General features: G+C 66.0%; 12 protein-coding genes. 4 read left to right on the forward strand and 8 right to left on the reverse strand.

Annotated elements, in window-relative coordinates; all coding sequences use genetic code 11:
- A partial coding sequence (locus ACWFR4_RS46070) for an IS701 family transposase (protein ID WP_453657638.1) occupies positions 1–1017 on the forward strand: 1017 nt, incomplete at its 5' end.
- A gap of 211 nt (positions 1018–1228) precedes the next feature.
- On the opposite strand, the gene ACWFR4_RS46075 is transcribed toward ACWFR4_RS46070, so the two are convergent.
- The 4 genes from ACWFR4_RS46075 to ACWFR4_RS46090 form a co-directional block, all read right to left on the reverse strand.
- Positions 1229–1510 (reverse strand): hypothetical protein, encoded by a 282-nt coding sequence (locus ACWFR4_RS46075; RefSeq protein WP_453657640.1) that lies wholly within the window; start codon positions 1508–1510, stop codon positions 1229–1231.
- A 330-nt stretch (positions 1511–1840) separates the two neighbouring features.
- Positions 1841–2158, reverse strand: a complete 318-nt coding sequence (locus ACWFR4_RS46080; protein ID WP_453657650.1) for an immunity 53 family protein — start codon at positions 2156–2158, stop codon at positions 1841–1843.
- Between the two features lie 51 nt (positions 2159–2209).
- The gene (locus ACWFR4_RS46085) at positions 2210–2680 is read right to left on the reverse strand and encodes a hypothetical protein (RefSeq protein WP_453657642.1); all 471 of its coding nucleotides are present in this window, start codon (positions 2678–2680) and stop codon (positions 2210–2212) included.
- A gap of 730 nt (positions 2681–3410) precedes the next feature.
- On the reverse strand, positions 3411–3635 hold the full coding sequence (locus ACWFR4_RS46090) for a cold shock domain-containing protein (protein WP_453467523.1): 225 nt from the start codon (positions 3633–3635) through the stop codon (positions 3411–3413).
- A 569-nt stretch (positions 3636–4204) separates the two neighbouring features.
- Between ACWFR4_RS46090 and ACWFR4_RS46095 the strand changes: the two genes are divergently transcribed.
- Complete coding sequence (locus ACWFR4_RS46095) at positions 4205–4753, forward strand: hypothetical protein (protein WP_453657644.1); 549 nt, start codon at positions 4205–4207, stop codon at positions 4751–4753.
- Positions 4754–4839: 86 nt separating this feature from the next.
- Here ACWFR4_RS46095 and ACWFR4_RS46100 read toward each other — a convergent pair whose 3' ends face one another.
- The 4 genes from ACWFR4_RS46100 to ACWFR4_RS46115 all read right to left on the reverse strand — a co-directional run bounded on the left by ACWFR4_RS46100 (position 4840) and on the right by ACWFR4_RS46115 (position 8049).
- Complete coding sequence (locus ACWFR4_RS46100; RefSeq protein ID WP_453657646.1) at positions 4840–5580, reverse strand: class I SAM-dependent methyltransferase; 741 nt, start codon at positions 5578–5580, stop codon at positions 4840–4842.
- Between the two features lie 413 nt (positions 5581–5993).
- The gene (locus ACWFR4_RS46105) at positions 5994–6386 is read right to left on the reverse strand and encodes a hypothetical protein (protein ID WP_453467518.1); all 393 of its coding nucleotides are present in this window, start codon (positions 6384–6386) and stop codon (positions 5994–5996) included.
- A gap of 389 nt (positions 6387–6775) precedes the next feature.
- Entirely contained in the window at positions 6776–7144 is a 369-nt protein-coding gene (locus tag ACWFR4_RS46110) for a hypothetical protein (RefSeq protein WP_453467516.1), read from the reverse strand.
- 209 nt (positions 7145–7353) lie between these two features.
- Positions 7354–8049: a class I SAM-dependent methyltransferase gene (locus tag ACWFR4_RS46115; RefSeq protein ID WP_453657648.1), complete on the reverse strand. Its 696-nt coding sequence runs from the start codon at positions 8047–8049 to the stop codon at positions 7354–7356.
- A gap of 837 nt (positions 8050–8886) precedes the next feature.
- Here ACWFR4_RS46115 and ACWFR4_RS46120 point away from each other — a divergent pair.
- Together ACWFR4_RS46120 and ACWFR4_RS46125 are read left to right on the forward strand one after the other, a co-directional pair.
- On the forward strand, positions 8887–10083 hold the full coding sequence (locus tag ACWFR4_RS46120) for an outer membrane protein assembly factor BamB family protein (protein WP_453657652.1): 1197 nt from the start codon (positions 8887–8889) through the stop codon (positions 10081–10083).
- 253 nt (positions 10084–10336) lie between these two features.
- Positions 10337–10837, forward strand: a complete 501-nt coding sequence (locus ACWFR4_RS46125) for a hypothetical protein (RefSeq protein ID WP_354391290.1) — start codon at positions 10337–10339, stop codon at positions 10835–10837.
- Positions 10838–10967 lie beyond the last annotated feature (130 nt).

Consider the following 10967-nt stretch of genomic DNA (forward strand, 5'->3'; position numbering starts at 1 on the left):
GAGCACGAGCGGCAACGCGGCCTGACTGACACGGGGTCATATCTCAGATTCCCACCAACCCCCCTCTGCCGAGCACTTATTGAAATACGGGCCCCCGGCCGGATCGAGAACTCCCAGGTCGCCGTCTACCTTGTCTACGCCGGCGCCCGCGGGCACGCAGCGGTGGACCGTGAGCTGTACATCCCGCGCTCCTGGATCTCTGACCCCGACCGCTGCCGGGCGGCCGGACTCGGCGAGGACACCGACTTCGCGACCAAGCCGGAGTTGGCCCGCGTGATGATCGAACGGTTCCTGGACGCCGGACACCATGTCGGCTGGGTGACCGGCGACGAGGTCTATGGCGGTAACCCGAAACTGCGGTCCGCTCTGGAGGAACGTGGCATGGGCTACGTGCTCGCAGTGGCCTGCTCGGCCGAAGTGGCCACCGGAGCAGGCAAGTTCCGTGCGGATGCCCTGGCTGCCAAGCTGCCCCGGCGGGCCTGGCAGAAGCTGTCCGCCGGACAGGGAGCGAAGGGACAGCGTTTCTACGACTGGGCCGTGATCGATCTGGTCGCCACGGGATCAGGAGGGCGCCAGCTGCTGATCCGCCGCAACCGAGCCACCGGCGAACTGGCCTACTACCGCTGCCATTCCGCCCAGCTGGTGCCGCTGAACACCCTGGTAAGTATCGCCGGTTCCAGGTGGCGAGTGGAGGAAACCTTCCAGGCCGGGAAGGGCCTGGCCGGGCTCGACGAGCACCAGGTCCGCCGCTACCCCTCCTGGAGCCGCTGGGTCACCCTCGCCATGCTCGCCCACGCCTTCCTCGCCGTCGTCCGAGCCGACGAGCATGCCCACCGGCCGGGACCCGACGGTCTGATCCCGCTGACCTGCAATGAGATCCAGCGACTGTTCATCACCGTTGCCGTCCGGCCTCTTCACGATCTGGCCCACCGGCTCGGCTGGTCCGACTGGCGACGCCGCCACCAGGCACGGTCACTGACCAGCCATTACCTACGGCAAGCCGCATCCCAGACATGAAGACCACGATCTACAGCTGGAGTACTAGGCCCAGCGCATCCCGCAGCAGGAAGACGGCGGTGTGCACAGAGAGCCTCCAGTAGCCTTCGAACGGACTGGAAGGCTATCCCTGGTGGCTGCATCTCCGGAAGAAGTCCATGGTCCGGCTAACGACGCCCCGGCTGGTGGGCTAACAGGATTTGAACCTGTGGCCTCATCCTTATCAGGTCGATCACTGGGCGTCGTTCACGCCGTTCGGCCCGGCGCTGATGTCAGGAGCAGGGGCGCCCTGGGGACCTTGGGCGTTGAGTTTCCGCCGCTCCTGTACCCGGCCAAAGACGGTTCCCACACCGAAGGCCAGAACGACCAGACCGAAAATCGCCCCGGCTCGCGTGATCATGCTGGACTCAGTCACCGCCCTGACCCCAACGTCGATGATGAATGCGAAGCTGCATGCGAAGCACCCCAGTGCGAACAACCAGTCCCGCATAGGCGCACGTCGCTTCTCTGGCATTGGGCCCTCCTCACGCGCACCTTATAGCAAGGTCAGCGGAGCTACTCTGGCCTGCTGCGCCCGCGTGCTCGGGAACACCGCTTTAGGGGCGAGGTTGAGTGACTCGGCGGCTGACCTGGGGAAGGAGCACTTTGGCGAACGTGGGGTGCAGGCCCTGCCAGCGCCTGCCGTTCCCCGTGGCTCCCCGCTCGTTCTGGCACGGTTGTGGCACGGGGGACATCTAATCCGTAGCTCTATGTGGATCGGTTATCGACGGTCAGACCGGTCAACTTCCGGTCTCCTCCAGGCTCTGCTGTACACGGCCGGTTGCTGTACTTCGCTGCTGTACAGCTAGCGCTCTTCGGCCCACGTCCGGAACATCGTCAGGAGCTCGGTCAAGTTGCCGGGACCGCAGGCGCCGTCGAATTGACGGTCTACCACTCGCGCGAAGATCCAGTCATTGGGGCCGCGCGTGATGGCCTGCTTGGGGTGCTCGCACTCTTCGAGCGAAGTGTCCTCAAGATCAATTGTGATGGTCCACCCGGGGTTGTCGAGCGTCGCGATCTTGACGCCCCATTCGTGCTCCCAATCGCCGTCGCACTGCTCCCCTGGTCCGGCTGTCGCTGAGGTTCGGCGTTGATCGGTGCCGTACGCCCCTGTTGGTGTCAGCCGCTGATGTCAGACGATCCAGGCGCCCTTGACATGAAGGGCACGTTTGGGTCAGCTCCGGGACACAAGCTCGACGGTCAGCGGGGCCACTGAGTCAAGATCGATCGTGTCTCCGGCATCCTCGGATAGAGCCTCGTCGGGGTAGTCGGCAGGCACTACGACCAGCATCGTGTGTGGGCGGGGAAGCCAGCCCACATCCTGTGGAGGGTCGTAGCGGCCGATATCAATGATCCGCACCAGCGTCTCAGGTATGCCGACGAGGCAGCTGCCACCGACGTGCAGGTTCCATGGCTCAGGGTCGGTCTTGAACAGGCTCATGGCCCATTCCGGGGAGTCGGCCGACACCGCGAAGGCTCTCTGGCCATTCCACCTGAACTGAGACTGCGGATCGATCTCGGCCCATGGCCACTCGACCGAGACATAGAAACGGGACACGTGGGCCACTTGCCCCTGCGCCTGCGGGCAGCTCACACGCAGGACGTCGCCGACCCGGAAGTCTTGATGCGGTGCGTTACTGCCCATGTTGCCCCTGTCGTCGTCCGCTCCGAGAGCTGCACGGTACCGACAGCTTCACCCACAACTCTCCCCAGCTCCCATCCCGTCCGCCGTCGACCCACACGTCCGTGGAGCGGGCGTGGTTCATGGCGTCCAGGTGGAGCGCGCCACTGTACGAACGACCTGGACGCCATGGGCCGCGTCTGCTCGGCTCTGCCTGGGTCGACGGTGGACGGGATGGGAGCCCACCACGCTCGCCACGATGTGCCCGCAGACGGGAACGGCGCCCCTCCACCCCGGTGCCGGCCGATCCCCCGCCGGAGGCATCGTCCTTGACCGTGGGCCGCGAACGTCGGGTGCTCGACTCATGACTTCCGGGCCTATCCAACGTGGGCGGGCGTCGGCGCAGCCGGGGGCGGAGCGGGCCGAAGGCAGGAGCGGCGCCCCAGAGCGGAGCCGGGAAGCGCGCCCGGCGGAGCGGAGCGCAGCCGTGCGCCTTGATGAAGTGGAGAAAGTTCCACCGCGCCACCGGTTCGCAGACCGCCGTCAGGCATCTCGCAGGCCTCGCAGTCGATCTAGGACTGCCGATGCCGCCCGCCTCCCGAACCTGGTGGGCGCGGACGGTTTCGAACCGCCGACATCTGCCTTGTAAGTTCGATCAACCGGGAGCTACTGCATGTCGCGGTGAAGAGTGCGGTGGCGTTGCGGACTGCTGGGGACCGTGGACGTACGCCGTAGTTGATGTCAGCTGTGGATGTCAGGCAGTCCGAGGCACGATGCTCACCGCGCGGTAGTCGTACCCGTCCTGCTTGAAGCCAGGGGCTTCCCATGTGAGTTCGACCTGCTGGCCGGCCGAAAGCGTGCGGAAGCCGGTCGCCTGGATGTCGGCGTAGTGGCCGAAGCAGCCGCCGGGGGTCTCGGATGAGTCAAGAACACCCCACCCTTCCTCGTCGTCCCACTCGCGGACAGTCGCAGTCACCATGGACGGAACCCTACGGCTTTCGCTGTGCAGACGCGTCTGGCATTTGAGCTTGGGCTGTTCGCAGTTGTGCGTCGTGGTTGTGACGCAGATAGACACTCAGTGCGTCTCGCACGCGGAGCCGTGGCGCATGCTCCTAGAGGCCGCGTAGCGCCTCGTACAGGTCGCCGTAGGCGGTCCAACAGTCGATGCTGCCGTCGTACAGGCTGCCCATGTACCAGTCGTCGTCGACAGGCTTCACGAGACACAGACTGTGGAACCCGAGAACGACCTCTGGGCGTGGCATCTCGTGGGCCTCGCCGAAGCCGACCCACTTCACTGACCGATCGGGATCCAGGGCGACAGCCTCTCGGTCCCCCGATACATCGCGGATCTGCTGAAGAGTCCATCCTTGGGGGAGCCGTGCGTCTGCCATACATGGATGATCCCACTCGAACGCTTCCTGCCAGTGGGCAGCGTCTACGCTGTGACCTGCGGCCACCGCGTGATCGTTTGTCTTCACACGCCGATGATCAACGGTGGCAGCGTCTACGAGTGCCAGCGGGATGGAAAGGCTCGTCGAAGGAGACGTAGTGCTGGGATTGCTGGGCTTCTACGACGAACTGGACAACAGCTGCGGCCAGCCGAACGGATCGATACGCGATGCCGTCCAGCCTGTCGGTGAGCCGGATGAGATGGACCTGGTGGCCTACCTGGACGCCGGCCACGCCCTCATCGACGTCATGGAAGGCGGACGTGACGTCATCACCGGGAGCGCCCACCGGCACTCTGCGGGGTGCTCATCCCTGGTGACCGACGGTTCCTGGCTGTGGCGCCAGGACTTCCCGCACTACGTGGAAACGCACCATGTCTCGCTATCCGGCGCGTTCATCGAACACGTCCGCAACCTGAACTATCAGATGCCCACCATCATCGTCGCACAGTTCGCTCCACACTACGACGAGACCATGCCCCTGGTCGGCTGGGCCTCGGCTGTCCCATGGCGATCGACTGCGACCACGCTCGTACCTGAACCACGAGCAGTGACCAGCAAGACCCAGTTCGACGCCATGATGCTGGCCCAGGAACGAAACCGGCCGCACGGCAGCTGGGGCAGGCCACGCAAACCGCGAAGAACATAGCCGCCACCAGCCAAGCAATCTACAGCTGGAGTACTACTGGGGCCTGTCCGGCGAGGGGATGCCTTCACGTCTCGGCGCGGCGGAACTTACGGTTTGTGGGTTACCCAGAGCAGTTCCGCCGGCCAGCGGTGTGCCCAGTCGGGTGGGTCGGTTTCGTTGTAGCCGTTGGGTGTTCCGAGTTCGGGCCGCGGCTCGATGAGGTCGTCGATGATGAGACCCGCGCCGCACAGGACCTTGACCCAGTCGCCGTAGGTGAGCTGATAGCTGGTCGCACCGTCGTCTTCGGCGATGATGTTCAGCCCGAAGTAGTCCTGCTGCAGCGTCGTGGTCACGCGGCTGGCGGCTTCGTCGTAGCAGGCTTCGAACCATGGGCTGGCGACGTTGAACACCAGGCGCCCGCCTCGGCCCAAGACGCGTGCGGCCTGCGGGACGGCCAGGTGCGGGGGCGCCCAGCTGAGCCCACCGAAGTCGCAGAACACCAGGTCGAAGCTGTCGGCGGCGAAGGGGAGTTGTTCGGCGGCGCCTTGCACTAGCGGGTAGCGGGCCGCTCCCATCGCGCGGGCCGCTGCGGCGAGTTGGGCTTCGGACAGGTCGAGCCCGACCACGGTGGCGCCCTCGGCGGCGAGCGTCCTGGACCACTGGCCGGCGCCGCAGCCGAGTTCTAGGACGCGCTTGCCGGTGACGTCGCCCAGGGCGTGCAGGTGCGCGTCGGGGATGGAGTACATGCCCCACAGCCGGGGTGTGGCGCCGATTTGCGGGTCGTGCTCGTGCTGGTAGGCGCTGCTGATCTGGTTCCAGAGCCGCCGGTTGGCGGGGATGCTGTCCACGTGCCGACTCCAGCACTGCCTGCCGGGGGCGGTCAACACGATTAGGGCACTGGCCGGCCCTCGCCTCGGTCCGGCCCTGGCTCGGCCCATGATCCGCCGGACGAGCCCTAGGCACCTCGGCGCTTGGAGCAACTACCCCTGGAGTGTCTTGCCTCCAGTGCATAAGTCGGGAGAGGCGCCGAAGGAGAACCGGGAAGCGCTGTGACCCGTGATTCTTCGCCCGTCTAGAACGTGACGGATGCGCCAAGGCCCCTCGGGTGATCATCGAGGGGCCTTGTGCTGTTCGGGAGGCTCGCCTTCTGATCCGTAGCTCAACCGGGGCTACACCTCAGCCGATCATTCACTGAGGTTCAGCGCCGATCGCTGCCGTTCTTGCTTGTTGGTGTCAGCCGCTGATGTCAGCCGACGCATCTCTACTCCTCAGCGCACAGGACTACGTCGGCAGCACGCGCGTACCCCTTTGGGTCATCAACTGCGACCCGTACTCGCCACCGCTGAGGTCCACCGATGTACTTGACGAACCGGCTCTCTCCCAGCACGTCCCCGATCACGAAACGCCGGTCGGCCAAGTAGAGCGACCCGTCAAAGACTGTGGTGAACGAGGGATCGGCGACGACACCCTGACCGTGGTCCTTGAACAGCCGCACCTTGATCAGAACGATCTGCGCTTGAACACGAACGAGGACGTGAGTATCAGAGGACGCAGCGGGAGTCCCCTCCAGCGCCAAGTCGTCGCGGATCCAGTCCGGGGACCCCAAAGCCATGATCGGATTGTTGACGTACAAGTCCACTCCGGCGATCTGCACGGGCCCCACCCCTCTGTCAGCTTGAGGTTGCCAACGTACTCAGGTACACCCGGCATCCAACCTGCCCCCCATTCCCCACCCCCGGCTCCCATCCCGTCCGGTGCCGGCCGATCCCCCGCCGGAGGCATGTCCTTGACCGTGGGCCGCGTACGTCGGGTGCTCGACTCATGCCTGTGCCGCTCGAAAACACGATTCGGGACCTGCCCTGGCCCGAAGACCGGCCCGCACAGCGCTATCGTCGTGGGCGAGTGTCCGCCTGGGCCAGGGTCAGGGGCGCAGGCGAGGGTGGCCCGGGGACACGGTGAACAGGCTCACCGACCTGCAGCAGTCAAGCGGTCGGCCTCAGTTCCTCTCCGCCGAGCGGTCTGCAGCCTCGAGACGCAGCCCCGTTACTGCTTCTCCTCCATGCGGATGGCACGCCGTAGCTCGTCGGCCGCTGTATGGCTTGCGCCCTCGCGCTGCTCCAGCATTGCCGCCGCGATGGCGTCCAGCTTGCGCTGAACCGCGTGCGCGTCACGCCGTTCGGTGTTCGTCAGTAGAGCGAGCAAGAGCAGGTTGACGGCCGCCGTGACGTCCCCCGCGAAGATCAGCCAGGGCAGCGGCAGGTGCGCAAGGTGTATGGCGACCATGCCGAGGACCAGGAGCACGCACAGGGCGGAGAACAGCGGCGAGCTGGTGACGTTCGATGCCCGCTCGGAGAAGGCGGCGAACAAGTCGCGCCCGGTGCCGCCCCGCTCGGCGGGATGCTCAGTGGTCATGCCCTCCATGCTCCCTGCCCGGCACCCGCCGGTGCGGGACCCTGGCCGGACTTGCCACCGATGCCCCCACACGCGAGTTGCGCCGTATCCGCCCGGCGGGCGCGGCCTTGGTACTGGTGGGCGCGCGTATTCAGGTGTCGCCAGTTCTGGCGCTTGGAAGACGGGGCAGTGACTGTGCGCGTTCACCGGGAGGCAGGGATTGCGTGCTGTCAGGGCCGCAGGAGCCTGACAGCAAGGAAGCACGGAGCCTGGTGGAGCTTGTTGTAGGCCGTTTCGTCGAGTTCTCGCAGGCCGGGCGTCGGGCGAGGCTCGATGAGTCTTTCAAGCATGAATCCGGCGGTCAGCAGCTCGTTCAGGAACGTTTCCAGCGGCATGCGCTGGTAGTGGACGGCCAACGGTCCCCCGGCGAGCGGGAGGTCTACCCAGTCCTCGGCGTAGTACGAGCCACCGAATTTCCTCCAGTCAGCCGTCGGGTGGGTCGTCGAGACCAGCAGCCACCCTCCAGGACGCAGGACGCGTCGTAGGTCGCTGAGGAGACGCGGCCGGTCGGCGATGTGGTGGAGCATCAATGCGCACACGACTCCGTCGAACGACGCGTCATCGATGAAGTCCAGCGGCTTCTCCGCGTCGTGCATGCGCAGTTCGGCCCGGTCGCCCAATCGCTCCCGCGCGTGACTCAACAGAGTTGCGCTGCCGTCGATTCCGACTACCTCGGCACCACCCGCCAGGAGTTCGGCCGCGTAATGCCCAGCCCCACAGCCGACATCGAGAATCTTCAGCCCGGCAACATCCCCCGCCAGCGCGAGCATCGCCGGCCGGTCGGTGTGCGCGTTGTAGGGGCTGGTGTCGGCGTTCTTTGCGAAGTAGTCGCCGACTTCGTCGTGGTAAGCGGTCTCTGCAGGCATCGTGACAGCGTCGCGCCGGTGGCTGCCAACCGCGAGCGGTTTTGTGCAACCGAGGGTGCGTCCGGTCAACGGCTGCCTCGACGCGGGTCTGATGGTGGTCGGCTCGTTTTCAGCTGCCTCCGGTCCCCCGGGGAACCCAGCCAGATGGTGACCGTGTGTGATACCCAGCGCGTACCGGCTCAAGGTCCCGCCGGCTTCTCCGGGGCCTAGGGCCTGCTCGCGAACTGGTCGCGGGGCAAGGCCATCTATCCGCTGACGCCAGTGCCGTCCCAGATCGCTCTCATCCACCACGGCTGGGCTGCCCATATGGTCTTCTCCCCGTTCGGGGTGAAGAAGATCGGGCTCGGCGGACAGCCGTGACATCGCGTCACCTCGACCGCCTGTCCTCCGCTCCCCGACTCGGCTGGTGCTCGGCTTCACTGCTGCGCAAACCCCAGCAGTGCCCGATTGGACCTGCCGTACCGGTGCGAACGACTCCGAACGGCAGTGAGTAAGACGGAAACTGAGGCAGCCAATGGCCCTCGCTCTCAGAGTGCAAACCAGGCAGAAGCCCGGGGAATGGACAGGGACACTCGGGAACCACCTGTCGATTCACGGCAACCACACCGCAGCCCTTGTGCTGCCCTTCTGCGGAAGGTGAGAATCCCTCAGCCATCGGGTCACGGTGATCAGGGGCAGGGCCGGGGGGCTGTTGTGGCGCGACGGATGAATTTGCTGGGAGAACCAGGAGTGGGGCTGTCGGGCGGACCGGGCAAGCACGTTCCGAAGGGTGCGGAAGTGCGGGCGCTGGCCCGCCGTCAGGTATGGGGTCTGCTCATCGCGCTGCTCCTCCTCTCGATGAGCGACTTGTGGGTGCACAGGCAGCAGCAGCCACGGGACGTGGTCACTGGAGCCCACGGCCCCTTTCCCGCCGCGTTCGGCGCCGGTGCCCCGGTCGCGCCTGACCGCGTCGTACGTCGGACTTCGGGATTCGATGAAGCCTTGGTCCACGGACTGTACGTACGGGAGACAGGTTCGCTCTCCGGCGTGACTGCGGCGAACGTGCGGACCGGCAAGGAGTACTGGCGCTACGAGCGCCCAGACTCGGAGCCAGGTGTGGATACGTCCGACGTGTCGGAACGCACCGTGGTGGCCGCCTTCGGCGACGGGAGACTCATCGGCGTCGATCTGCGCACGGGCAAGCTGCTGTGGCGCGTAGACATCCAGCATGCCAAGGGCTATCGGACCACGGCGCTCGTCGGCGGCCAAGCTCTCACCGAGGCCCCCGGTGCCGTGCGTGCCTTCGCCGAGCGCGACGGCCGGAGTCTGTGGACTGCGAAGACGCCCAAATCCTGCCCCGACGGACTCCTGATCACTGCGTACGCCTTCCCGGGCCACCTGAGCGTCGTCTCCTTGGTCTGCAACGTGACGAACTTCGACAGGGGCCAGTACAACCTCCTGCTCGGCATCGACAACCGCACGGGCAAGGTTCTGTGGCAGCAGCACACCGCGGCCCCCAAGCTGATGGTCAGGGGAGGCGAGCACACACTGGTCATCCCTGATGCGGACCACCCGCCGGCCATTCAGCTGCTCGACGTGAACCGCCAAGGGGCCACTGCGCGCGCTCTCACTGCCGCGGATGCATGGGACGCGGTCGCCGCGGGAGGCGGCATCGTACTGTCGGCCATCGACCCCGATGACCGATCCGAGGAGGACCACTACACTCTCCTGCGCGCCTACGGCACCCGGGACGGACACCTTGCTTGGCAGCTGCGGGCGCCGACCGGCCAGGAGTACGGGTACCCCGAGATCGCCGACGGCCGGGTGTACGTCGTACGCCAGCCGTTCCTCACGGGGAAGGACACGGGTCGCCGGATCCGCGCCGACCTGCTCGTCCTCGACTCGGGCACCGGACGACTCCTCCACACCCTGCGATTGCCGGCCATGACCGTTCCGGACGAGAGCAGGCAACTCGACGTACGTGACACTGGCGACGGGGCAGTGAGCATCGGCTGGTATGACAATGAGGGAGACGTACTGATCGCCGCGGACTGACCCCTCCCTCGTGGCGCGCACCTCGCCATCACCCAGCCGAATGGGCCTGGTGGCGTGGCGCGTCTTTCCGCATGAGGTCAGCGGAGTCTCAACGGCGAGGCAAGGCTGTCAACACTGTGGCTGCGAGGGTGACCCGTCGGACAGTACGTAGTAGGTTTCCTGCCCCGCCCGATTCCCGGGGGCTGGGCAGGACTGTCCGAGTGGACACGACGAAAGAACCGGCTCGGTGGCGAGGATCAGAAGAATCCCCAAGGTGGTGTGGGCCATCGCAGGACAGGCAGGGCTGGTGGCATTGCAGGTGGTGTTGCTCCAGGAGCACGCGGCCGTGAGTGGCTCGTGGCTGACGCGCCTGATCCCGCTGGCTCCCACGTTGTTCGCCCAGTACATGATTTGGCGGCTGTTCCTGAACCCATACGTATCGTTCGGGCAGGATCGCTTCCGCGTGAACAATCTGTTCACGCACTACCTCGTCCCCTACCACTCGATCACGGCGCTGGAGGGGCGGACTGCCCTCACCCTTGTCGTGTCGGGATACGGTCGCCTTCCGGTGGCTGCACTCGACGCCGCTCCTCTGACGGGCAAGGCCAAGCGGGACGCCGTCGCGCAGGAGCTGCTGCGTCGCCGCGACGCCGCCGTACCAAGGGCCGGACATGGCTTCGAGAAGCGCAGCACGATCGGGCTCCCGGAGTGGCTCGGACCTGTCACTTCCCTCGCGCTCTTGCTTGTGGGCAGCTTCGCATCGAGCTTCGGATAACGCGGTCCGCGTTCTGCTGCGCTACATGCGCCCCTAGCTTGACTCTGTCGGGGATCTTGGAGTTTCGCGGTGCGACAGCATGGTCAACGGGCATGCTCGGGTAGTTCCGATGACCGATGCAGCTGTCGAG

It is taken from the genome of Streptomyces sp. NPDC055140, assembly GCF_053607285.1.

What these genes read in the sequence shown, in the direction of transcription:
- ACWFR4_RS46110 (WP_453467516.1), bottom strand. Translation starts at nt 7,144, where the DNA reads ATGACCACTGAGCATCCCGCCGAGCGGGGCGGCACCGGGCGCGACTTG.
- ACWFR4_RS46090 (WP_453467523.1), bottom strand. Translation starts at nt 3,635, where the DNA reads ATGGTGACTGCGACTGTCCGCGAGTGGGACGACGAGGAAGGGTGGGGT.
- ACWFR4_RS46115 (WP_453657648.1), bottom strand. Translation starts at nt 8,049, where the DNA reads ATGCCTGCAGAGACCGCTTACCACGACGAAGTCGGCGACTACTTCGCA.
- ACWFR4_RS46075 (WP_453657640.1), bottom strand. Translation starts at nt 1,510, where the DNA reads ATGCCAGAGAAGCGACGTGCGCCTATGCGGGACTGGTTGTTCGCACTG.
- ACWFR4_RS46120 (WP_453657652.1), top strand. Translation starts at nt 8,887, where the DNA reads ATGAGCGACTTGTGGGTGCACAGGCAGCAGCAGCCACGGGACGTGGTC.
- ACWFR4_RS46085 (WP_453657642.1), bottom strand. Translation starts at nt 2,680, where the DNA reads ATGGGCAGTAACGCACCGCATCAAGACTTCCGGGTCGGCGACGTCCTG.